The organism is Bacteroidetes bacterium SB0662_bin_6 (assembly GCA_009839485.1).
Lineage (GTDB): Bacteria > Bacteroidota > Rhodothermia > Rhodothermales > VXPQ01 > VXPQ01.
In genome coordinates this window covers 70,319-93,760 of the sequence record VXPQ01000009.1, presented here as the reverse complement: position 1 = coordinate 93,760, position 23,442 = coordinate 70,319, and the positions used below count along the sequence as shown (strand labels likewise).

The window sequence follows — 23,442 nt, the reverse complement described above, 5'->3', positions numbered from 1 at the left end:
AGCTACCGGACCCATTCGGCGGCTTCTTCGGCGGTCATATCCAGGTCCGCCGGATAAATACCGGTCACGTGGGTTCCGAAACCATAAAACGTGGGGCGGTACCGGCCAACATAGCCTACATCGGCTTCTTCCGGCGTCATGTCTTCCATACCCAGCCCCCAGAATGTCGCATTGACCAACAAACGCCGGACCCCCTCGCTTTCCAGATCCACGGAGGCCCCCAGCGTCGTGGTGAAAACGCGTGAGGTGTTGCCTGTCTCCCCCGTCCAGTGACGGCGCCAGGCGATGGGCACGATGGACGTTTCATATTCGGGCGGAGCATAGGGGTCCAGTCCCTTCAGGGTCAATCCGTAGAGCAGCACCTCCGTACCTTCCGGCAATACCGTGAGCCCGTACACATCCGTATCCCCGTATACGTTGTCGCCGATCCCGTTCAGAATCGGATCGTCTTCGTAGAGATAGTTGATTACACCGCGCGTCCCCTCCACGGCGTGGCGTCCATGGTGGCTGATCCAGGTTTCCCCGAGCACCTGCCTGCCCCATCCCCCTTCCCATCCGGGGACCTCGCTCCGCCAATCGTATCGCATGAACGGATGGTTTGCATCCCTGAAATAAAACGCGTGCGTAGCCGTCCGAAGTCCGATGATCGGCTTGCCCGAATTGGTGAACGCCTCGATATGCCGCATCTGCTCTTCCGGGAGATCGCGAAAGCGCGTGAAAAGAATCATCAGATCCGCTTCCTCGAGCAGGTGCAACCCGGGAATGTTATGCAGTTCTTCCGGGTCGATCTCCCCGCTCTCCGGGTCTACGGCGTAAAGCGTCGTCGTTTTGAAACCGTGCCGGAACGCGAGGATGCGAGCCAACTGGGTGAGCGCCTCTTCGGAGCGATATTCCTCGTCTCCGGTTACGAGCACGATGTGCTTGCCCTGCCCGGGCCCCTCGGCGCCTTCGTACACGACCCAGGGCGTATCGTCCTGCGATTGCGCGGCCACGAATGCCGGAGCGGTCATGGTAAGTGATACGCCCAGGGCAAAAAGCAAAGAGAATCGTGGAATCATGACAAAACGATACGATTGAATGATACAGTTATGCGATTTGTCTGCAGAGTGGCTTATCCACACCATAGGATACTACGTAAGGAAGCGAACGAACGCAATACGACTATAGGATGCTCTGATTAATTCCGCAAAGTTCAGAGGCTGCTTAAGCAATGGTTGGTCCTGGAGCGCACAACAAGATCATCCAACGCCGAACCGCAAAATCGCAACCGAGAACAGGGACCTTGGGACGCGCATTCGAACAAAACATAGGGCCCGGGATATCCTGCAAACTCGCGGCCAACCGCACGTTTATGTTTTGAGAGAAGGCGCGTCCCAAGGTCCTCGCCCATGCGGATTTAATCAGAGGCGCCTATCCGGATCGCCTTGCCCGCTTGCGCGCCCAGCCCAGCGCCAGACTCGCAATGATCGCCATCACGATGGCCACCACGTTGAACAAAATGTCCACGGGGTCAAATACGCGGTTGGGCACAAACACCTGGATGCACTCGTCGAGCACGCCGATCAGCGATGCGATCAGCAGAGCCAGCAGGGCGGGTACGGGAACGCGGCGCCCCTGGCTCGCGCGTTCCAGAAGCGCCTCATAGATGAGTACAGCCACCACGCTGTACTCGATGAGATGGGAGCGCTCCGTTACGGCCGTCATGCGAACGAACACCAGCAGATAGACAGCCGCAACACCCAGTGCGACGCTGATTTCGATCCCGCTTGGACGCATCCTCAACCCTTGCGCAACGACGGCCCCCAGAACCAGAAGACAGGCGAGAAGAAAAAAGATTGCGTTCCAATCGCTGCTCGGCAGCAGCCCCTCCAGCTTCTGCGCCAAACCGAAAGCCAGGTAGACCGCCCCCAGAACGACGAGCGTCCAGGCCCAAAGGCGCCGTTCTCGGTCAGAGGAAAAAAGGGACATGGCGCTTAAAACGACAACCCGCTATGTCGAGCCTCCTGCTCAGCTCCCGGGCACCTTGTGTACGGTGAGATAAACGGCTTCTTTCAGGATACCGCCCTCAACAGCCGGAACCTGCATACGCACCAGCATCTGATCCACCGGCTGCATGTCCGGCAGAACAAGGCGTACGCGGCGGCCATCCACCTGCACCGCCTCCACAGGCACTGCATCGCGTCCATGCTCTTCGGGATGCTCCACGGACCAGTCGTAGGAGCCGTACCGGCGCTGCCACTTGTAATTCCACCGGCTTACGTCGTAGCGGGCAGGATCCGAAGCAGCGGCAGCGTCCACCGGGAAATTGAAGGTGAACTCGATGCCGTCGGATTTTACATGGGTTTCGGTTACGTATTGTCCCTCGCCCCCCCTGTACCGGATACGGTCGAGGTGCGCATACCGCGTGGCGAACCCATCGTCCCAGCCTGTCAGACCCGTCAGGTAAATCTGCCCGTCCGCGGGGTTCACGCGCACACGCTGCGTACCGGCGTCAAACTGGAAAGGCAGCGCCGCTGCCGCGGCCTGCGTCACGCCATTCACCTCGTCGAACATCAAATAATACGCCCAGCCCTTGCCGAAGCTGGTGTTGAGCATCCGATCCCCCAGCGGCCCCCAGTTCGCATCCGTCCATATACCCCCGCCCGGAGAATTGTCGAATTCCTGGGGGAGCCAGATCACCGGCTCGGTAAAGGAATCCGGCACGGCAGCGGTATCGATAACCGCAGACCACTCCCCTTCGGGAATGGCTACATCCAGCCCATCGGGTGACCACCCGCGTTCGGCGAAGTTGTTTACGTACCCGTAAAACTTGCCGGGCTCCACGAGATTGATTTCGTTGGCGGGCGTCCAGTTTCCCTGGTTGTCGGTGACGAACACGCGCCCGTCCGGCGCCACGGTAAGTCCGTTCGGCGTACGGAATCCGGTAGCGATCGTGCCGCCTGTGCCGTCCGGAGCGACACGAACCAGATCGCCCGGCGTGGCATTATTCGTATACTGCCCGGACTTGGCGTAATAGAGGTTACCTTCCGCATCGGCCTGGAGCCCGAAGGCAAACGAATGGAAAAAGTCCGACACGTCCTTATCCGCATAGAACGTTTCGTAGTAGTCGGTCTCCATGTCTCCGTTCAGATCGTGTAGCCGTACAATCCGGTCACGGGCTGCGATATAGATGGCGCCGTCGACCACCTCGACCCCCATCGGCTCATGCAGACCCGTAGCGATCCGCCGCCACATGACTTCATCGAGTGCATCGTCCAGGCCGTCGGCTGCCCACACGTCGCCGAGATAGGTAGTCAGCACCATGCGTCCGTCCGGATAAAACGCGAGTGCGGTGGGGCGTATCCAGCTGTTCCACGGATTGACGAAGGGCAAGCCGATCTTGTCCACCGTATAGGGATAATCTTCCGGCAGATCGACCAGTTTCTCCGGGGTGTCCCGATCCTCGTCCTCGTAATACATCGGATCGTAATGAGCGCGGGGCATGTCCGGCTCGCCCCCGGTTACGACCGTTTCCGGCCACTGTGAAGGACCGCCTCCGGTCATGGCTGCAAGATCGGGGGTATCCCCGGCGGATATTTCCTCGATGGCGCCGCCTTGTACACCTGCACGCCGGCGGATCTGCACCGTACGCGCGACATCGCTCGCAGGAATATGCAGAAAGACCTCTCCGCCCTCCCCGGACGATGCCATCCCTTTGACATCTCCGGTTACCTCCGCCATTACTTCATGCCCGACAATCAGGCGATGCGCCCGCTCCGAGGGGCCAATCTGCAACGTATGCAGGAGTACAAGATCGGCTCCGTCGCGCGTTGCCGCGGGCCATTCCAGCACGTCGCGTCCCAGGATCGAGTAGGACAACACCACTTCCTTCCCATACCGGTAATGCCCATGGAATGTCATTACCTCGGCGGGGAGCGGAGTACGCGGTGAGGTTTCCATATCGAGCGCGGCGTATTCACCGGGATATTCCCAGCGCCACACGGCAAGCCCCTCCAGTTCCCGTCCGGAAATAACCGGCCTGCCCTCGCCCCGGTACTGTTCGAACTTCGTTTCGGAAAGGTCCAGCCCACCCTGCCAGGCAGCAGCAAGGCGCATACGCAGCACGTTGTAACTCAGATAGACGTCTTCATCCAGCCCAATGGTAAGCACGGCGCTGGCTTTGCCGTCCAATTGGGAATACATGACATTGCCATAATCTCCGGGATGCTCAATCGCCCAGCGCATTCCGGCAGCCTGAAGCCCTTCCGCGGCGGCCTCGACCACATCCTGACCGGCTTCTTCCCCGGCGGGCAACCCGGCGAGATAGTCCTCTGTGATCTCGAAATACTGCCCGGGATTTTCCGGCTTGATGAGTTCCTCGCGAATGTACTGGATCACATAATATCTCTCTTCCGGCGTCAGCCAACTCTGAGCCGCCATCTGTCCTTTCCCGTACGTAACGGTTTGCCACATCGCGTAGGGATCGTTGCCGTACCGCAACGTATCTGCATTGAACGACCGAGCGAAAGGCAAGAGCGCTCCCCCGTCCACCCCATGACAGGCAGCGCATGCCCGCATATAAATATCCCGCCCTGCCTTTAGGGTCTCCGTGTCAAGACTGCGCAGGATGGCGGCATGATCGTCGTTTGCTGCAGAGCGATCCGAATCGCTTTCAATATCCCTGGCCATAAAGCCGGCCGTAAAGCTGGCCAATGCCAGCACGAAAAGCACAAGAAGCCCTGTGGGTAATAAAGGTGACTTGTGAGCAAAGCGATAAAATCGCATGGGGGACAAGGGATTATCTTGAAAAAGCCGGCGGATGTGTATGAGAATAGAACCGGTGGCCACGCTACTCTTCGTCGTAGGCGACCACCTCCATCACGCCCTTCATCGTAATCCAGTGGGCGGGAAACGTACAGATGTAGGGATAATTTCCTTCCTGTTCGGGGGCCGTAAACTGGAGCCGGGCCGATTCGCCCTCCTGAAGCATCCTGGTGGCATGCATCACGGCAGGCGAGTCGGGAATAAACTCTTTTTCGAAAGCATCCGGATCCGTGGCCATGGCGTCCGCCGCCCTGCCCACCATCTCCCCGGCTCCGGGACGCACGATGACGAGGTTGTGCGGGAGTACATCCGTATTCCGCAAAACGATTTCCACCTGCTGCCCGGGCGCTACCCGAAATGCCGTCACGTCGTATATCATTTGCGCCTCAACCGTCGTGATCTCGACGATACGGGTCTGCAATACCCGAAGCGCTTCCGTGAATGCCGAGGAGTCGTCCAGACGGGCAGCAGATTTCTCTGCAAGGGAAACCAGGCCCCGGAACCGGGCACCGTGACGGTCTTCGACGGGTATTGTGCGGGCCTCGTCGATGAGTCGCTGCGCAATGGCGGCGTAATCATGGACGCCCCATGCCTCCGAAGGGATAGCATCCGCCGCAGCCACCAGCACGGGATCGATCTGCCCGGCGGCTATATGCCCGGCGAAAAATGCGAAAGTTTCGGCAGGCGCCACTCCCAAGCCCGCCAGCACCTCCACGGCCGTATCCCGCCACGCGGCGTCTTCCCAGTCATCCATACGCCGCAGCATCGCCTCGTGCAGTTGCAGGCGCACATCCTCGGAAGGGATGCGGAGACCGCCCCGCAAGGCGGATATCATGATGCCAGTGAGACTATCGGGGTCGACGTACGATTCGGCCGGATTTTCAATCACGTCCTCCATTTCGATCAGTACTTGTTCCGGGCCTTCCCCGCGCATCCATCCGGCAAACCCCGTTTCCCGGAGAATCTCCGTCTCTCCCTCTACCGCCATAAACGTCAGGGCAAGACCGATCCCAAAGCCAGTAGGATCGTCAAACGCCTCCACCGGCTCTCCCAGCAAGAGCGTACTCAGAGCCTCCGCAGCGTCTTCGGAAATATCCTCTTCCGCAAGCGCATCTATAATGGCTTCGGCACGCGCGCGCCCAGCCTCAATCGGCCCGGCATCGGACGAAACGTCCGGCTGCGCGGAAGCATCTTCCGCAAGCCGCGCTACCGCCTGCGCCCGGTGCGCCTCCTCGAATCCCTTCGCGCGCAGCACGGATTCGTACACTTCCCGGGCGAAAATAGACCGCTGCATGACCGAAGGATCGGCCCGGCGCAACAAGTATAAGGTCCCTTCCGTAGACAGAGGCGGCGCCCTGTGCGCTATCTCCGGCTCCCACCTCGGCTTCAAGGCCCGGATGGTCTCGTTGAGGCCGTAGTCGAGGTAATAATCCATCTCGTAATCGAGGGCCTCCAGCGCATGGAATGCGGCCTCCGCCGAATCCATGTAACTCAGCGCCACCACAGCCTCCAGCCGCACCAGCGGATGCGGATCCTGAACCTGCCGGGCAAGCAGCGCAAGCGGATCCGCAATATCCCGGCGCCAGTGACGAAGCACGCGGGTAGCGGCGGCGCGGGCACGGTGATCGTCCGCATCAAGCAATTGCTCCAGCAACCCGGTGTTTATCAGGTGGTGCGTCTGATGCACCCACAGCGCCTCCAGCAGGTAATGCTCGTAGTGCTCAGCATCCGGATCGAGGCCGTCAATCCATGTCTCGAGCGCCTCCTGCACTGCATCCGGATCATGCAAACGCAACTCGCGGCGCACGCGGTAACGCACCTGATCTTCGTACGTCTTCAGGAGGTCCAGTAATTCGCCGATCGGGCGCCCCGCGATATCCGGCGGCGTCAACAGCGGACTTCCCTCGTGTGTAATCCGCCAGATTCTTCCGTGCGTCTTGTCGCGGCGGGCGTCCCGAAGGGAATATTGCATGTGCCCGACCAGCGGATTGAACCAATCCACGATATACAAAGCCCCATCCGGGCCGAATTGCATATCGACCGGGCGGAAATTGATATCGGTGGACACAAGCAGCGGCTCGATTTCCTCGCCCGCAAAACCGGACCCTTCCGGATGGACACGGTGTTGTTTGATCCCGTGAAATCCGATGGTATTGTTGTACAGAAAATCGCCCTGGGCCTCCTCGGGGAAATGGCGGCTGCTCACGAATTCCGATCCGGCCGTGGGGCGCACGATCGTCGTGAACACCTTCATGCGGGGATGCTTTTCCGGATACGGCAGATACCCTGTCAGCGGAAGCCCGAAATAATTGTTTCCATTGGAGGCGTCCGAAATAAAGTTCTGCCCCCAGCGATCGAATTCGTGCCCCCAGGGATTGGCGAACCGGTAGCTCACATAGCGTTCGAGGCGGTGAGCCCGCGGCTCGTACCGGAACACTCCGGAATACTGCATGCGCACGGGCCCATAGGGCGTTTCCACCTGCGAATGATGGAAGGTGCCCTCCTGGAAATAGAGCGCCCCGCCCGGCCCCCATACGAAACTGTGAATGGCGTGATGGCTGTCCTCCGTACCGAAACCGTGCAGCAGTACGCGTCGCTCGTCGGCGACATCGTCCCCGTCGGTATCACGCAGAAAAAGAAGATCGGGCGGCTGCGACACATACGCGCCGCCGTCCCCCAGTTCGAAGCCCACAGGCTGGTACAACCCGTCGGCGAAAACGGTATGCTTGTCCGCGCGCCCGTCGCCGTCGGTATCTTCAAGGATGATGAGCTTGTCGTCGGGATCGATCCCCGGTTCCTGGTGCGGATAGGCAGGCATGGTAATGACCCAGAGCCGGCCGCGCGCATCGAAGGTCATCGCTACAGGATTTCCGATGGGAAAATCCTCCTCCGAAGCGAACAGGTTGACGGCATAGCCTTCCGCCATCTTCAGATGCTGCCGGGCTATCTCCGTATCCACGGTGGCCATATCCATGACCCCGCCCCGATTGGGCTCGATGGCTTCCACGGAGCGGTCGAGGGCCGAGCGTTCCTGGGCATGTACGCCGGACAAAAACACACTGCCGGATAAAAGGCCGCAAAACAGGACTGCAAACACGAGCGCCGGGCGGCGCAACAAGAAACGGGAAGACACGAGACTATTTCGCTTGATCATGGATACCTCCTTACCTGCCTTCGGCGGGCGGAAAGATTTCGGGGCTGACCACAGTCCGGGCGAATGCATGAATCTGTCCCTCCTCACGAACCACCATCGCATCCAGCGTATCCATCTCGGAAGGGAAATTCACCACCCCGAAAGGCCGGCGGCGACGCCCGTACACATATTCCCCGTTGACAGGACGGTACCGGTAGAAAAACTGTTCGTTTTTATAGGCAATCATGGCCCGCAGGCGCTCGAAGCCGCTATCGTCCGGGGTCGCTTCTATCGCTTTTTCGGAAGCCTGCCGCAACCCGGCGTCGGACATTTCCGTGATCCCCAGCCCCCGGAGAAGCAATCCGGCCATGACAAGGTGACCATAGGCATTGAAATGTATGCCATTGAATGTCAGGGGGCGATCCGATTCCCGCATGATGGCGCGGGTCGGGGCGAAGAGATCGGTAAAGCCCACGTCCAGTTCCTCCGCTACTTCCCGCATAACCCCGGTATACAACGCCAGATCGCGGTTTCTCTGCGCAATATCCACAGCAACCCCCGGCGTCTCCTCCTGCGCCGCAGGGGAAACCAGCATGACCCGTGGAGGAGCAACCGCATTGAACCGCTGCGACCGGATATCGACAACCAGGTCCCGCAAGGCGCCCCGGTATGCATCCAGCCCCTCCGGACCCGCAAACGATTCATTCACGCCAAAAAACATCAGCACCACATCCGGCTGCTGGTGGGCAAGATGCACCTCCAGCGAACCGAAATTGAGCGGGCGGGGGCGCAAGGTCACTTCGTCGCCGCTCCATGCGAGATTTCGAAACGTCAGGGCGCTGTCAGGATATTGCGCGGTAAGCAGCGCCTCGAAATACCCGAAATGCTGCATACGCTCGGCGGAAGCGCCTCCTGTAATCACCACATGATTTTCCGCGGCAAACCATGTCTCGCCATCCATAAGCGGCTGGGCGGAAACACGCACTGCCGGATACAGCATAGCCCCGGCGAGGAAAAAAATCCTGAGCCGGCGCATCGCCCCGTGCAGAGACGTCTTGCCGCGGCGATGCAAAAGAAAGACCGGCAAGCACGGCCTGAAACGCAATATCATATGGATACGCTGATTAAGTCCACAAATCTCAGGGGGTGAGAGGGGTGCGCTGGCGAGGCATGACGAACGGATCGTTAATACGGATAGCAGTATAGGCAGACGAAGCCCGATATTCAACGCCCCGTATACGCAGGATACTCTGATTAGGGCCTGTTCACACTATGCAGCAAAGCTCAGCGCTTCACGTCCACACCGCGCCGAATCATCGGCAAGGCTTCGGGGCCATAGTTGAACAACAGGTCCAGCGCGGACATCTCCGGAAAAAATCCTTCGAAGTTCTGCCGGTATCTGAGTTCCCCGAGATGCACCACAGCGCCGACCCGGGTCAGGCGCCGATCTGCTTCCTCGGTATCCGCCGCAGAAAGAAAAACGCCGCCTGTCAACGCATGAATGTCAGGGACCGTGGATGGGGCGCCGGCTACCTCTGAAGCGCGGACAAGCGGGGTTTCGATCCCGAACAATTCAGCGACCTTTTGCACGGAGGCGCACGTAAGCGCGCCAAGGCAATCCCATTCCCGTTCGAAAAACGGAGCCAGTTCCGGCTCGTAAAACTCAAAAAACGGTGTGGTCCGGTAATTGTATGCGAACGCCCGCCAGTGTTTGCGTATCCAGCGTTCCGGTCCCCGGATTTCGATTTCCCGGATAGATCGACCCTGCCCCCCTGCCGCAAGCGGTATGCTCAACCACTGCCCTCCCGAAGGACTGCGCACCAGCGTCCGATTCTGACGCGACTGCCGGCTATACAGAAACGTATCTGCCAGCACCATCCTGTCGGCGGCGTCCATGAGCGCCACAAAAAGCGGGCGCGGCCAGTATTCGGGCGGGCGTACGGCGACAAGCGGACGCATGGCCGGCACTTACTTCAACAGCACCATGCTTTGCGTTTTTTGCCAGACATCCGTCGCCAGGCGATAGAAATAGACGCCGCTCCGCACCGATTGACCCTGCGCATCTTTCCCGTCCCAACGCACCCGATAGCGCCCCGGCGCCTGCGACGCATTGACCAGGCGCCGCACCTCGCGGCCCGACACGTCATACACCGTCAGGATCACATGGACCTGTTGCGGCAACGCGTAGACGATTTCCGTCGCCGGATTGAAGGGATTCGGATAATTTCCTTCCAGCACAAAGTCCGTCGGCAGCGTAGTCTCCGCATCTTCCACACCCGTCACCGTACCGGTATCGGGCATGACTACCGTAACATTGGGAATGCGCACCATGTTGTAGCCTCCACCCGACACTTGATGCGTGATCGTAGCCGCATCGGTATTCATATCGGCATCTCTCTGTGCTGTCAATGTAACCGTCTGCGGAAGATGCCAGGCGGGCGTAGTGAACCGCAACGTCTCCGGCGACACGGAAAGTTTATCCGGGACACTGCTCATCGGAGTAATGGTTACCGTATTCAGGGGAAATGCGCGCAACCTTACCGTGTATGTGATGCTTTCGCCTTCATTGACGACAAGCGTTGAATCCGATAACATCACGCTACGCGCTTCATCATCCCATATAGTCGCATTGACGCTGCTGACAGGAATATTGGTGTAGTCGCCTCCAATTGCAACGTGATTGATCGCAAACCTTTCGGAAACGGCATTGTCATCCTGTTTGGCGGTCACCTTGACGAGATGAGGCGTACTCCAGTGTAACAACGGATCGGTCGACGCGGGAGCGCCCGGCCGAAACTCCAAAACCGTAGGTTCAACTTCTGCGACTGCAGTGTTCGTTGGCTGCACGACAATGAACACTTTTTCTGTAGGACTTGTCTCGAGTTTTATGGTATACGTATTCGTGTGCCCTTCATGCATAACCAGACTCGACCGCGAAACCGTTGCGGCAGGGCTGGGAACGAACGGATCCGGATCGACGACAAGGACCTCAACCTCACCGATGACCACATCGTCGTAGCCTCCTCCGCTCGCCTTGTGGCTTATCGTAACATCTTCGTTATTGCCATCGTCGTCCTCCAGAGGGGTGACGGTGACGGTTTGCGGTTCAAACCAATTGTCCTGGGTAAATATCAGCGTCCTGGTCTGGGGGAACTCCGCCGGCGCCGGCGATGAAACTTCCACAGCAAGCTTGTCGCTGGGCGTCACAACGACCAGCACCGTGCCCGAAGGACGCGTCGCGAGACTCAACGCATAATCGGCGGTGATAGCGGCGTTCCCGCCATCGGGTTCCACGGTGATGAGACTCGTCTCGCTGACGTTTACCGCCAGAACAGGAGCGCCGTGGTCGGAAACAGTCACGGTAACGGTCCCGCCTTCCGGATCGCAATTCGTTCCGGGCACCGCTCCGACCACGGCATGCGCGATCGAAACCGTACCTCCAACATCGTCCTCATCCGGCGTAACGGCTACCCGGAACTTCATCAACACAACTCCATCAATGGGGCCTTCGAACTGCATCACTTTCGGTGAAATGCTCACGCTGACACTGGGGGCTGAACTCGAGATCGTGGGAACCACGTACACACTCTCGCCCGACCCCAGTGACGTCAACCTGAGAAAGGCTTCATATTCGCCGAACACATCGGATTCACTCAGCGACAAGGAAGTCGGCGTCACCCCCGCGCATGGCGTAAGCATCGGGGCCTGTCCCTTTACGGCCTGCGCCGGAAGAAACGTGAGCATGCCAAGGAGCATGCAGGTTGCGAAGCGCCGCGAAAGGGAATACAGATGCGATGCGCCTGAATACGGAATACGCGTCTTCATGATCTTGCCCGTAATATGCCCATATGAGTACGATCGGATTCCCGAATCGAAACGCACTGTCTCGCACAAGTACGGGAAAAACAGCACGGATCTGAAAATCCTTTTTGAAAAAACTCCCGAACCTCAGGTAAAGACCGGATTCATGCAAAAATGATTCCGGGAATCCGGAATCGCACAGGTCGGCGCTTCAGGGGCACGCTGGAAAATACAAACCGAATCACAAAAAAGAGGAAAAAAGGAACTGCGCTTTATTCGTATGTTATTCGTTTAAAACAACCCGGAATACAGTGGGCTTTCCTCTGTGTTCTCTGTCAGGATTCCTCGATTCGCAGCGTGAAACCCTTATCCATCGAACCGGGCGATACCATCGGCGTCGTCGCGCCGGCAAGCGCGCCCCCGGACATGGCCCGATTCCGGGCAGGCATCGCGCAGCTCGAACGCCGGGGCTACCGGGTGGAGTTGGGAAGATCCACGTTCGCAAAAGACGGTTACCTCTCAGGAACGGACGCCGAGCGGCTCGACGAATTGAACGGGTTTCTCCGACGGGACGATGTGCGTATGCTCATCGCGGTACGCGGCGGGTACGGGTGCCTGCGCTTGTTGCCGCACCTCGATTACGAAGCAGCCGGAACGCATCCCAAACTTCTTGTCGGATACAGCGACATCACGGCGCTGCATCTCGCCCTGTGGCGTTATGCGGATCTGCCGGGCATTTCAGGACCCATGATCGCCGTCGACTGGCCCGATCTCGATTCCGCCTCGGAAGCGCTGTTCTGGGCGATTGCCCGGGGAGAAACCTGTGATCCCCTGATCGGTCCGGCCGGGGAAATCCTCCAACCGCTCCGGGCGGGAACCGCAGAGGGGCCCCTTCTTGGCGGAAACCTTTCCACGATCGTCCGACTGCTGGGCACACCCTATCTGCCCTCGTTCGAACAGGCTATCCTGTTCGTGGAAGACGTGAACGAACCTCCCTACCGCATTGACGCCATGCTGGCCCAGTTGCGGCTTGCGGGCGTTTTCGACCAACTGGGAGGGCTTGTTCTGGGGAGTTTCACCCGGACGCGACCCGAAACCGACAAAACCGATGCATCGCCTTCGCCCGGCGAGATTTTTCGCGAATATTTTGCCGGCGCAGGCTTTCCTGTAGCCGAAGGACTCGTCTATGGTCATTTTCCGGTGAAAAATTCGCTTCCCGTTGGCGGACGCGCCCGTCTGCAGGTAACTTCCGACATGGCGCAGCTCGGTCTCGTCGAACCCGTTGTTTCTTCCCCCTTGTAAAGCCATGTATCTGCAGGCTTCATGACGCGATCCCGTCTCAGCGTAGCCGTCTTCGCTTCCGGGCGCGGCTCGAATTTTCAAGCCATTCTGGACCAGACAGACAAACCGGACCCGGATTTCAAGGTGGTCTGTTGCATATCGGACCGGCGCAATGCAGGCGCCCTGGACCTGGCTTCCAAGCGAGATATCCCTGCGGTAATCCTCCATCCGCGGGATTTTCCGACCGAGGAGGACTATAGTCGGATACTGCTCGAAAAATTGCGTACGTACGGCGCCGACTTCATCGCACTGGCCGGATTTCTGAAGAAGATCCCCGTCGGCGTCATCGAACAGTTCAAGAAGCGCATCGTCAATGTGCACCCGTCGCTTTTGCCCGCCTTTGGCGGCCCGGGCATGTACGGACGCCGGGTGCATGAGGCGGTCATAGAATACGGCGTCCACTGGACGGGAGCATCCGTACACCTTGTAGAGGAAGTGTACGATACCGGCCCTATCGTCCTGCAGGAAGCCGTGCCTGTCCTGCCCGAAGATACTCCGGACGATGTCGCCGCGCGTGTGCTCGCGGTGGAACACCGTCTCCTCCCTGAAGCATTGCGGTTATTTGCGCAGGGCCGAGTGACGTTCGAAGGCCGCCGGGTGCGCATCGCTGCATCGTAAATCGACTGATTTTTTTCGGAAACTCACGTTCTCTCCAACCGATGATTCGCGTAAAGGACCTTCCTCCGCCCGATGATATTGTTCCCGTGCGCCGGGCCCTGCTCTCCGTATTCGATAAAACCGGCCTCATCCCTTTTGCGCAACGCCTGCACGAACAGGACATCGCCTTGATTTCCACGGGGGGTACCTGCCGCAGTCTGCGGGAAGCCGGTTTGCCGGTTACCGACGTATCCGACGTGACGGGATATCCTGAAATACTCGATGGGCGTGTCAAAACGCTCCATCCCGCTATACACGGAGGCCTGCTGGCCCGGCGAAACGACGCGGAAGACATGAACGCGCTGCAGGCGCTCTCCATTACGCCGATCGACCTCGTCGTGGTTAATCTGTATCCCTTCGAAGAAGTCACAGCAAAGGATGTTACAGAGGCTGAGGCCATAGAGAATATTGATATCGGCGGCCCGACAATGATCCGCGCCGCCGCCAAAAATTATTTTTACACCGGAGTCGTTACCTCCCCGGCGCAATACGAGGCGGTGGCCGGCGAACTGCTCGACCTGAGCGGCAGGCTTACCATGGCGACACGCCGGGCGCTCGCTCAGGAAGCATTCCAACGCACCGGAACGTACGACCAGGCCATTGAAGCCTGGTTCGCACAGCATAACAAATCGGGCAACGACGACCAGGTATCCGATTTGCCTTCCGGACTGCGTCCCGTCCTGCCCAAAAAACGCTCGCTCCGATATGGCGAAAATCCTCATCAGCAAGCAGCGCTATATGGTGGAGCCGAAGATACCTGGACGCAAATCCATGGCAAGGAATTGTCTTTCAACAACCTCATAGACCTCGACGCGGCATTGCAGCTCATCGGCGAATTCGAAACGGATACCCCGGCTTGCGCGATTCTCAAGCATACCAACCCGTGCGGAGTAGCCGTAGCCGACACGCTGGAAAACGCCTGGGCCGGCGCCTTCGCTACCGACCGGCAATCGCCGTTCGGCGGCATTGTGATCGTCAATCGCCCGCTGGATCAGGCCACCGCGGAGGCTATCGATGCCATTTTCACGGAAATTATTATCGCGCCGGAATTCGAACCGGGTGTTACGGAATTACTGGAGCAGAAAAAAAATCGGCGTCTGATCCGTTCGGGCGCGACCTTAAGCAAAGCGCCGGCGCTCGACATGCGCAGTATCTCCGGCAATCTGCTCGTGCAAACGGCAAACCCGCCTCTTCCCTCTCCGGAAGATATGCGAAACCATCTGCAGGTCGTGACCGAACGCGCTCCTGACGAGCGTGAATGGCAGGATCTCGATTTTGCCTGGCGGGTCGTCAAGCATGTCAAGAGTAATGCGATTGTCTACGCCCGCAACCGTCGTACGCTCGGCATCGGCGCCGGACAAATGAGCCGGATCGACGCTTCGGAGATCGCTGTAATGAAAGGGAAAAAGTCGGAACTCGACTTCAAAAATTCGGTGATAGCATCGGATGCTTTCTTCCCGTTTGCCGACGGACTGGTCACAGCGGCGAAAACCGGAGCCCGTGCCGTCATTCAGCCAGGCGGTTCCCGGCGGGACGACGAAGTAATTGCCGCAGCGAACGAATACGGCATGGCGATGATATGTACGGGAGTACGCCACTTCCGCCATTAGGGTAGGATCGGGCGAATCTATTCTCCGGCGCGCTCGTTTACGACCTGCAATCACATATGGATACCGGCGGTTCTTCTTAACCGTGCTTCTGGAAACGCAATGGGGTTTTTGAATTTTTCTTCGGACGTAGCCATTGATCTCGGCACGGCGAATACTCTGATTTACATCAAGGAACAGGGTATTGTGCTCAACGAGCCCAGCATCGTTGCCGTGAACCGGAGCACAGGGAAAGCTATGGCGATCGGGTACGATGCCCAGAGAATGCATGAGCGTACGAATAAGCAAATAGAAACCATCCGCCCTCTCAAGGATGGCGTGATCGCCGATTTCGAGATTGCCGAGCAGCTTATCCGGGGACTGATTCGCAAAGTGCGGACGGGCTGGCTCTCGTCCATCCATAACATGGTTGTCTGTGTGCCCAGCGGCATCACCGAGGTGGAAAAGCGGGCAGTGCGCGACTCGGCGGAGCACGCCGGCGCACGAAAAGTGTACCTCATTGACGAACCGATGGCTGCGGCCATTGGAATCGGGCTGGACGTGAACGAGCCGGTCGGCAATATGATCGTGGACATCGGCGGAGGTACCACGGAAATTGCGGTCATTACGCTTTCGGGAATCGTGATTAATGAGTCCATACGCATCGGGGGCAATGAACTCGACAACGCCATCGTGCAGTATTTCAAACGGAATCACAACCTGCTGATTGGCCAACGAACCGCCGAACGCATGAAATGCGAAGTGGGAAGCGCCCGCGAACTCGATCCGGAACTGGAAATCGCCGTACGGGGACGGGATCTGGTAAGCGGTATCCCGAAAGTGCGTAACATTTCTTCGGAAGACATCCGCGAAGCCTTGCGCGACCGGATCGAATTGATCGTCGCAGCCATCCTGCGTTGTCTGGAACGTACGCCGCCGGAACTCGGCGCCGATGTATTGGAACGCGGTATTATGCTGACAGGTGGAGGCGCTATGCTGAAAGGCCTCGACAGCTTGATCAGAAGCCGTGTGGAACTGCCCGTCCATCAATCGGAAAACCCGTTGTATGCCGTCGCGCAGGGTACCGGGAAAGTGCTTGAAAACCTGAAGGATTACCACAATGTCCTTACATGAATACCCGTCTACTGGCTCATATTCGGGATGGGTTGTTTCTCGGCACGCTCCTCATCATTGCCGGGCTCACCATGCTGACGGCAAACCGGGGTATTGTACGCAGCATGCGGATCGGGGCGCTTGAAACCACAGCGTGGCTGGAAGCCCGCTACGCCCGGGTGGCCCAGAATTTCAATGCCATCTCCGAAAACAGCGCCTTGCGCGAGGAGAATATCCGACTCTCCAGCCAGATCGCGCGTTCTCGCGAGGCGCTGGTCGAAAACGAGCGGCTCCGCCATCTTATCGGATACCGCAACGAAACCGCCTATAACCTGCTCCCCGCGCGGATTATCAACAAGGATATTACCGGGCAATGGAACTACCTTACGCTCGATGTAGGGGAGAAAGACAGCGTGACGACCCACATGGCTGTCATAAACGAACGCGGCATCATCGGATATACCACCCTGGTGAGCAGGCATTATTCGAAGGTCATGCCCTACGTCAATACGGAAGTATATATCTCTGCAAAAATCCAGCCGTTGCAGGCCTACGGAATCATTCGCTGGGATGGAGTGCGGACAGATCGATTGCATCTTGATTCAATCGTCAAGACGGAACCCGTCGAAACGGGCCAATCCGTCGTCACCGCAGGATACAGCAGCATCTTTCCGGCAGGCCTTCCTATCGGCTCCATAGATTCCATCTCGGTCAGGCCCGGGCGGGACGAGCTTACTGTATTCGTCCGCCCCGCCGCATCCATATCGACAGCAGAACATGTCTTTGTAGTGCGGGAGCAACCCGATCCGGAACGCATCGAATTCGAACAACAGGACATCCGTTAGAATTCCTCATCATACCCTTCCTTCGTCGCCCTTCCCGGTAGAAACATGGGTGCAAAACGTTTGATTACTCTCCTGTTTTTGTGCTCCGCAGCGAGCTGTGTCACGGCAGTATACGCCCAGGAAAGCGAGGGCATTCGCCGTCTGCGCAACCCCATCGATCACCTGCTCGATGCAGAGCCGTTCGAGAACGGCTTCTGGGGCGTGCATATTGTGGATATCGAAAGCGGACGCGTGCTCTACGCTCGTAACGCCGGTAAATCTTTTGTACCTGCCTCGAACACCAAACTGTATACCACGGCTGCCGCCCTGGATCTGCTCGGACCGGACTATCGCTTCGAAACCGGGCTGTATACCGACGGGATGGTTGACGAAGAGGGCGTGCTCCACGGTAATGTAATCGTGCGCGGCGGGGCCGATCCCACACTGGGCGGACATTACCTGAGCGACTCGGGGGATTGGGATGAGGACATCGACGCCCTCGTCGTCTTCCGTAATTGGGCGGATTCGCTGCGCGCCGCCGGCATACGCCGCATTACAGGCGACCTCATAGGCGACGACGATGTGATTGACGACGTACCGCTGGGCGTAAACTGGTCATGGGACGATGAAACCTGGTATTACTCCGCACAGCTTGGGGGACTGGCGTTCCATGACAATGTCATTCACTTGTACGTAGACGGGCGTACCCCCGGCATGCCTGCCAACCTGACCTGGGAGCCGCTGAACACGGACTACGTACAGGTTATTAACAGGACGCTCACCACAGAACCGGGCACGGGCCTGAAAGAAGGTTACCAGCGACAACGCGGCACGAACACGATCGAGGTTACGACACGCGTACCTGCGGGAGCAAGTGAACTTGAGGAAATTACGGTCGAAAACCCGACCAGATACACGGTATATGTGCTGCGGGAAACGCTGCTTCAATCAGGAATCGCCGTGACAGGCGATCCCGTGGACGTAGACGCCTTGTCCATCAAACCCGCTTATGAAACGCCGTCATATCGCCGGGTGGCGATCCATCGTTCGGCGCCGCTCCCGGAAATTGCTTCCCTGATCAACAAACCCAGCCAGAACCTTTACGCCGATCTTCTGATGAAAATGCTTGGGGCGGCGCTTCCGCAAGAAGACAACGACCTCGACCCGGGATCGGCAGCCATGGGTATCGAAACAGCGATGAGCACGTTCGCCCGGGCCGGCGTCGACACGAGTGCTATTCGCCTGGTGGATGGGTCGGGATTGTCACGCTTGAACCTTGTTGCTCCGGAGATGACCACTGCGCTTCTGTCCTTCATGTGGACGCACCCGGACACAAGGGTGCGCGACGCATTTTACGATTCACTGCCCGTTGCAGGACAAAGCGGATCATTGAAACACCGTATGCGACGAGGACTCGCGACAGAAAATATGCGCGGCAAGACAGGCACCTTGACCTTTGCGAGCAGCTTGAGCGGGTATGTCCGGGCCCATGACGGACGCATGCTCGCCTTCTCCATTATGTCCAACCACCATATATCGGGCTCTACCGGCATCCGCAGAATACAGGACGCCATTGTGGAGTTACTGGCGGGATTCGAGTAAATCACCTGGGGCAGGATACGCTGATCGAAGCGGACTTGATCAGGATATCCCGAAATGCTGTGCTGTCCTCTCCAAAACAGGACGGTTTTACCAGAACCTTTCAGGGATATTCACGTCTACATGCAATACAGACTCGTGTTTATCAGGAATAGAAAGAACATTATTTCGAGAAGCGAACGAAAAAAGACCTGGATGACGCCTGCGAATGTTTCCGTATACCCCAATATGCATGGAACCACTGTTCTGGGATTGCGGCACCGTGGAAAAGTAGTACTCGGTTCCGACGGACAGGCCACCATGAATAATGTCGTCGTAAAGCACCGGGCACAGAAGGTGCGCACGCTCTACGACGGCAAAATACTTGCAGGGTTTGCAGGCGCCACCGCTGATGCTTTCACGTTGTTCGAGCGCTTCGAGGAAAAACTGCAACAATATGGAGGAAACGTAACCCGGTCGGCCGTCGAACTTGCCAAAGACTGGCGTACAGACCGATACTTGCGGCGGCTTGAGGCGTTGCTTGCCGTCGGCGCCCCCGAACGGCTATTACTGGTAAGCGGCACAGGGGATGTCATAGAGCCGGACGATGAGATTATCGCCATAGGATCAGGCGGGGCCTATGCGCTTGCCGCTACCCGCGCCACCCTGCTCCACGCCAACCACCTCGAAGCCCGAAACATTGTTGAGCAAGCGCTTCGCATCACCGCCGACATTTGCATTTACACGAACGATCACTTGTCTGTTCTGGAAATAGACGCAATAGACGCCGACTAAACGGCAAGCGGGCGGGCGACGCCCGAATACAACACGAAATACCCCCATTATCTTTAATAACAAACAAAGTATTCCAGCCATGTCCTACACGCGAAAAACAAGCAAAACCACCCCGGATACGGCAAGCACCGTACTTTTTGTCGACTATGATGATCTTCACAGGAGCCTGACCCGGCTCACCCACAATGAAAACGCATCCGTGAAAGTGATTTCGGAAATGATCGATGCACTCCGGAATAACGTTCCGGAAGAAGAAGGCCCCATCGCAGAAACACGTGCGTACGGTGATTTCGCATCGCTTCACAGGGCCGGAGATCAGGCAAAAAACATGCTCTATATGAAGGGCATCGAAACCCGCTATGCACCGAATGCAAACCGGGACAGTACGATCGAACTGCAGATTGGCATAGACGCCATGGAATTGCTGCACAACCGGTCTGACGTTGCCCGTCTCGTACTGCTCAGCGGGCAACGCATGTATCTCCCGCTTGTACAGGTTTTCAGGAAATACGAACGGGATATCCTGGTTGCAAGCCTTGCGGACCCCGCTTCGCCGGAGCATGGCTTTTCCGGAGGAAGCGACTGGTTCCTTTCGGCCCGGGAATTGCTGAGCGCTTCGGCTCGGGAGTTTCTGAATGCACCGTCTCCGGCCACGGCATCCCGAGGGAAGATAGCCCCGGTCCAGCGCAGACCGCGTATAGCCCCGGCGCCGGTCGAACGCAGGCCCCGTACGGCCCCGCCTGCCCCTGCCCCTACAGGCCCCCTTGAAGAAATCGACGATCCGATTCTCGTCCGCACGCTGGAAATTATCGACGATCACTTCGGACAATATGACGAGGTGTACCTGACGCCGTTGCTTCGGAAACTCTCGGATCTCGTGGACGAGCGCCGGTACGACCCGAAGAATCTCATCAGCGACCTCGAAGAGCAACAAGCCGTCCGGCTTGAAAAACGCAGCGGTTTCCCTCACGACTATACCGTGCTCATCCTCGACGAACGGCATCCGACCGTCGCCCGTATCCTGTCCGGAAGGCAAAGAAGCGCAGACCTTCAGGAGCCGACCGGTACATCTTCTTCCTGGTACTACGATGACGACGAGACATCCGAAGATACCGAGAACGGCATGCGAATGGATGTCGACAAGGATGAGGAATCCGGGGAATACGAAGAGGACACGTTCGACTACGACGAATACGACCGGGATATCGGCGCCAGCGCGTAACGGCTGGAACAGGCGCGCCCTTGTGAAGAACTATGTGCGGCATGACGACAATACGCTGTAAACCCGATGAAATGACCCCGCGTGAAATCGTGGCGGAACTCGACAAGTATATCGTCGGGCAGGAAGACGCCAAGAAGAACGTGGCGATCGCGCTGAGAAATCGGTGGAGAAGAAGGAATGCATCGGAGGAAATGCGCGACGAAATCATCCCGAACAACATCCTGATGATCGGCCCGACAGGCGTCGGAAAGACCGAAATCGCGCGGCGCCTCGCGAGGCTTGCAGGAGCCCCCTTCATCAAGGTGGAAGCCACAAAATTCACGGAAGTCGGCTACGTAGGGCGTGATGTGGACAGCATGATCCGGGACCTGGTCGATATCGCTATCAATATGGTTCGGGAGGAGCAAACCGAGATTCTGAAGGAGCGCGCCCAGGATCTTGCGCAGGAGCGCATCCTGGATATTCTTGTCCCGCCTGCACAGAAGCCGGGGGCGGCTGCCGTCGGAACCGGCTTTACCGTACAGGGGCCTGAAAGCAATGGAGAAAATGCGGCCGAAGGCGGGGACGACTCGACAAGCCGAACGCGCGAAAAATTCCGGAAAAAGCTTGCTGCAGGCGAATTGGAGGATCGGGAAATCGAGGTGGAAGTGTCGGCGGACAACGCACCCATGCTTCAGGTCTTCGGCCCTATGGGTATGGAGGAAATGGGGATGAACCTCCAGGATATTTTCGGGGAAATGGGAAACCGGCAGCGGAAAAAGCGTCGGGTAAAGATTGCCGAAGCCCGCACCCTCCTGTCGAAGGAAGAAGCACAGAAGCTGATCGACATGGACAAGGTGAAGAAAGAAGCCCTTGAGCGTGTGGAAAATTCCGGCATTGTTTTCATCGATGAAATCGACAAAGTGGCAGGGCGAAGCGCAAAAAGCGGCGGCCCGGATGTCTCCCGCGAAGGCGTGCAGCGGGACCTGCTCCCCATGGTGGAGGGATCGAACGTAACCACGAAGCACGGTATGGTTAAAACGGACCATATCCTGTTCATCGCAGGGGGAGCATTTCATGTCTCCAAACCCAGTGACCTGATCCCGGAAATGCAGGGCCGTTTCCCGATCCGCGTGGAGTTGCAAAGTCTGGGAGAAGAAGATTTCTACCGGATTCTCACCGAGCCGAGGAATGCGCTCCTGAAGCAATATGCAGCGCTTCTTGCTTCGGAAAACGTGTGTATCGAATTCACGGACGGTGCAGTACGACGTATCGCAGCCGTTGCGGCGCAAGTGAACGCCGACGTGGAAAACATAGGGGCGCGCCGACTGCACACTATCCTGACCACGTTGCTCGAGGACATCCTGTTCGATACCCCCAACGATCACCGGGCGGAAATCCTCATCGACGAAGAGATGGTGAACGAAACATTGAATTCGGTGATCGAAAACCGGGATCTGAGCCAATACATTTTATAAACCGGATAAACCGGATCGGAGCAATCGAGACATTCCTGCGCCGATGCGAATCAGGCAGCAGGCAGGAAACGACGTGCAAATAGGCGCCCTTGCGGGGAAAACATAACCCTCATCGTATTCCATGAACCGCGTCTGCCCGAACCATGCCGCACCTGTGCAGGGTGACGAAGCGGAACGCTGGAAAGCGCTGCAGGCCGTTTCCACCCCGCACACGCCGTTTTGCCGTCTCGACTACGTGCGCGCTGTAGCTTCCGGAGCAGGGTTGCATCTCGGTATCCACATCGTTTCGGAGAACGGGCAGGATATGGCAGGCGCGGCAGTCACATGGAAACGCCGCGGTCCCTGGCGTGAAGCTATCGTGCCCCCTTTCACGCCATTTTCGGCAGTGACTCTGCGCGATGCCCTGAATCCGGCCGACATTCATTCCCGAACCACCCCGCTTGAGTCCCTGCTTGCCGAACTGGAAGCCGGATATGATCGAATTCACGTACATCTGGACCCGGAATACACCGATATACGTCCCGCGCAGTGGAGGGGATGGACCACACGCCCGCTGTATACCTACCGGCTGAATACCGGGGACGGTCCGGAAACCTGGTCGAAAGGCGCCGCACGCACCTTTCGCAGCGGAAAGGACGCCTACGACCTGCTGGAAGGAAACGGGGTCGGCAGCACCGCAGCCCTGTTGGCTGCGGCAAGCTACGCCCGGCAGGGCCGCAAAACCCCGCTGGACAAGGCTGCGCTCGAAGCGCTTGTGCGGACTGTCGAAAACACCGGGTTAGCTTCTTCCTTTGCCGTCCGGCGCCGCGACAGTGGAGACATACAAGCCGGCATCGTCGTGCTCCATGCAAATCGAAAAGGCTATTACTGGGTGGTCGGTAGCGTTCCGGGGCCGGCCATGACGGTACTCCTCGGAAAAATGCTTCCGAGACTGCATGCTTCCGGTATCGAAGAATTCGATCTGATGGGAGCCAACACGCCGACCATCGCCGAATTCAAACGACGCTTCGGGGCCAGACTCACGTCATACTATCGCATCGGGTTCTGCAGGAAGCCCATGCTTCAATGGCTTTGTACACTTCGGGAAATGAGGAGGTAACGTCATCGTACAACCGGCGCATATCCCGGCGCT

At 58.1% G+C, this 23,442-nt stretch carries 16 protein-coding genes and 1 pseudogene; 10 read left to right on the top strand and 7 right to left on the bottom strand.

What is annotated here, in order from left to right; genetic code table 11:
• Window positions 1-2: 2 nt before the first annotated feature.
• The 7 genes and pseudogenes from F4Y00_01250 to F4Y00_01220 form a co-directional block, all read right to left on the bottom strand.
• Window positions 3-1,010 carry a ThuA domain-containing protein gene (locus F4Y00_01250; GenBank protein ID MYE03592.1) on the bottom strand — a complete coding sequence of 336 codons (1,008 nt, stop codon included), beginning with the start codon at window positions 1,008-1,010 and terminating at the stop codon, window positions 3-5.
• A gap of 400 nt (window positions 1,011-1,410) precedes the next feature.
• Window positions 1,411-1,968 carry a VanZ family protein gene (locus F4Y00_01245; GenBank protein ID MYE03591.1) on the bottom strand — a complete coding sequence of 186 codons (558 nt, stop codon included), beginning with the start codon at window positions 1,966-1,968 and terminating at the stop codon, window positions 1,411-1,413.
• Between the two features lie 39 nt (window positions 1,969-2,007).
• Window positions 2,008-4,764 (bottom strand): hypothetical protein, encoded by a 2,757-nt coding sequence (locus F4Y00_01240; protein ID MYE03590.1) that lies wholly within the window; start codon window positions 4,762-4,764, stop codon window positions 2,008-2,010.
• Between the two features lie 1,417 nt (window positions 4,765-6,181).
• A pseudogene (locus tag F4Y00_01235) lies at window positions 6,182-8,059 on the bottom strand (hypothetical protein).
• The gene (locus tag F4Y00_01230) at window positions 7,968-9,047 is read right to left on the bottom strand and encodes an SGNH/GDSL hydrolase family protein (GenBank protein MYE03589.1); all 1,080 of its coding nucleotides are present in this window, start codon (window positions 9,045-9,047) and stop codon (window positions 7,968-7,970) included. Before F4Y00_01230 ends, F4Y00_01235 begins: the two are co-directional and overlap by 92 nt.
• A 173-nt stretch (window positions 9,048-9,220) precedes the next feature.
• Window positions 9,221-9,895: a WbqC family protein gene (locus F4Y00_01225; GenBank protein ID MYE03588.1), complete on the bottom strand. Its 675-nt coding sequence runs from the start codon at window positions 9,893-9,895 to the stop codon at window positions 9,221-9,223.
• A 9-nt stretch (window positions 9,896-9,904) separates the two neighbouring features.
• On the bottom strand, window positions 9,905-11,761 hold the full coding sequence (locus F4Y00_01220) for a T9SS type A sorting domain-containing protein (protein MYE03587.1): 1,857 nt from the start codon (window positions 11,759-11,761) through the stop codon (window positions 9,905-9,907).
• Window positions 11,762-11,911: 150 nt separating this feature from the next.
• Between F4Y00_01220 and F4Y00_01215 the strand changes: the two genes are divergently transcribed.
• The 10 genes from F4Y00_01215 to F4Y00_01170 all read left to right on the top strand — a co-directional run bounded on the left by F4Y00_01215 (window position 11,912) and on the right by F4Y00_01170 (window position 23,409).
• A complete protein-coding gene (locus tag F4Y00_01215; protein MYE03586.1) occupies window positions 11,912-13,039 on the top strand; it encodes an LD-carboxypeptidase in 1,128 nt (375 codons plus the stop codon).
• Window positions 13,040-13,060: 21 nt separating this feature from the next.
• Window positions 13,061-13,696 (top strand): phosphoribosylglycinamide formyltransferase, encoded by a 636-nt coding sequence (locus tag F4Y00_01210; GenBank protein ID MYE03585.1) that lies wholly within the window; start codon window positions 13,061-13,063, stop codon window positions 13,694-13,696.
• Window positions 13,697-13,737: 41 nt separating this feature from the next.
• Complete coding sequence (purH, locus tag F4Y00_01205) at window positions 13,738-15,345, top strand: bifunctional phosphoribosylaminoimidazolecarboxamide formyltransferase/IMP cyclohydrolase (GenBank protein ID MYE03584.1); 1,608 nt, start codon at window positions 13,738-13,740, stop codon at window positions 15,343-15,345.
• A 99-nt stretch (window positions 15,346-15,444) separates the two neighbouring features.
• The gene (locus F4Y00_01200) at window positions 15,445-16,455 is read left to right on the top strand and encodes a rod shape-determining protein (protein ID MYE03583.1); all 1,011 of its coding nucleotides are present in this window, start codon (window positions 15,445-15,447) and stop codon (window positions 16,453-16,455) included.
• A complete protein-coding gene (gene mreC / locus F4Y00_01195; protein MYE03582.1) occupies window positions 16,452-17,279 on the top strand; it encodes a rod shape-determining protein MreC in 828 nt (275 codons plus the stop codon). Before F4Y00_01200 ends, mreC begins: the two co-directional genes overlap by 4 nt.
• 45 nt (window positions 17,280-17,324) lie before the next feature.
• Window positions 17,325-18,860, top strand: coding sequence for a D-alanyl-D-alanine carboxypeptidase/D-alanyl-D-alanine-endopeptidase (gene dacB / locus F4Y00_01190; protein MYE03581.1), 1,536 nt, complete (start codon window positions 17,325-17,327; stop codon window positions 18,858-18,860).
• A gap of 192 nt (window positions 18,861-19,052) precedes the next feature.
• Window positions 19,053-19,631: an ATP-dependent protease subunit HslV gene (gene hslV, locus F4Y00_01185; GenBank protein MYE03580.1), complete on the top strand. Its 579-nt coding sequence runs from the start codon at window positions 19,053-19,055 to the stop codon at window positions 19,629-19,631.
• Between the two features lie 79 nt (window positions 19,632-19,710).
• Complete coding sequence (locus F4Y00_01180; protein ID MYE03579.1) at window positions 19,711-20,853, top strand: NYN domain-containing protein; 1,143 nt, start codon at window positions 19,711-19,713, stop codon at window positions 20,851-20,853.
• A gap of 41 nt (window positions 20,854-20,894) precedes the next feature.
• Window positions 20,895-22,310, top strand: a complete 1,416-nt coding sequence (gene hslU, locus F4Y00_01175) for an ATP-dependent protease ATPase subunit HslU (GenBank protein MYE03578.1) — start codon at window positions 20,895-20,897, stop codon at window positions 22,308-22,310.
• Between the two features lie 121 nt (window positions 22,311-22,431).
• The gene (locus F4Y00_01170; protein ID MYE03577.1) at window positions 22,432-23,409 is read left to right on the top strand and encodes a GNAT family N-acetyltransferase; all 978 of its coding nucleotides are present in this window, start codon (window positions 22,432-22,434) and stop codon (window positions 23,407-23,409) included.
• The last annotated feature ends 33 nt before the right edge of the window (window positions 23,410-23,442 follow it).

What these genes read in the sequence shown, in the direction of transcription:
- F4Y00_01220 (MYE03587.1), bottom strand. Translation starts at nt 11,761, where the DNA reads ATGAAGACGCGTATTCCGTATTCAGGCGCATCGCATCTGTATTCCCTT.
- F4Y00_01215 (MYE03586.1), top strand. Translation starts at nt 11,912, where the DNA reads ATGATTCCGGGAATCCGGAATCGCACAGGTCGGCGCTTCAGGGGCACG.
- hslV (MYE03580.1), top strand. Translation starts at nt 19,053, where the DNA reads ATGACGCCTGCGAATGTTTCCGTATACCCCAATATGCATGGAACCACT.
- F4Y00_01245 (MYE03591.1), bottom strand. Translation starts at nt 1,968, where the DNA reads ATGTCCCTTTTTTCCTCTGACCGAGAACGGCGCCTTTGGGCCTGGACG.
- F4Y00_01240 (MYE03590.1), bottom strand. Translation starts at nt 4,764, where the DNA reads ATGCGATTTTATCGCTTTGCTCACAAGTCACCTTTATTACCCACAGGG.
- F4Y00_01170 (MYE03577.1), top strand. Translation starts at nt 22,432, where the DNA reads ATGAACCGCGTCTGCCCGAACCATGCCGCACCTGTGCAGGGTGACGAA.
- purH (MYE03584.1), top strand. Translation starts at nt 13,738, where the DNA reads ATGATTCGCGTAAAGGACCTTCCTCCGCCCGATGATATTGTTCCCGTG.
- hslU (MYE03578.1), top strand. Translation starts at nt 20,895, where the DNA reads ATGACGACAATACGCTGTAAACCCGATGAAATGACCCCGCGTGAAATC.
- F4Y00_01225 (MYE03588.1), bottom strand. Translation starts at nt 9,895, where the DNA reads ATGCGTCCGCTTGTCGCCGTACGCCCGCCCGAATACTGGCCGCGCCCG.
- F4Y00_01180 (MYE03579.1), top strand. Translation starts at nt 19,711, where the DNA reads ATGTCCTACACGCGAAAAACAAGCAAAACCACCCCGGATACGGCAAGC.
- F4Y00_01200 (MYE03583.1), top strand. Translation starts at nt 15,445, where the DNA reads ATGGGGTTTTTGAATTTTTCTTCGGACGTAGCCATTGATCTCGGCACG.
- F4Y00_01230 (MYE03589.1), bottom strand. Translation starts at nt 9,047, where the DNA reads ATGATATTGCGTTTCAGGCCGTGCTTGCCGGTCTTTCTTTTGCATCGC.
- F4Y00_01210 (MYE03585.1), top strand. Translation starts at nt 13,061, where the DNA reads ATGACGCGATCCCGTCTCAGCGTAGCCGTCTTCGCTTCCGGGCGCGGC.
- dacB (MYE03581.1), top strand. Translation starts at nt 17,325, where the DNA reads ATGGGTGCAAAACGTTTGATTACTCTCCTGTTTTTGTGCTCCGCAGCG.
- F4Y00_01250 (MYE03592.1), bottom strand. Translation starts at nt 1,010, where the DNA reads ATGACCGCTCCGGCATTCGTGGCCGCGCAATCGCAGGACGATACGCCC.
- mreC (MYE03582.1), top strand. Translation starts at nt 16,452, where the DNA reads ATGAATACCCGTCTACTGGCTCATATTCGGGATGGGTTGTTTCTCGGC.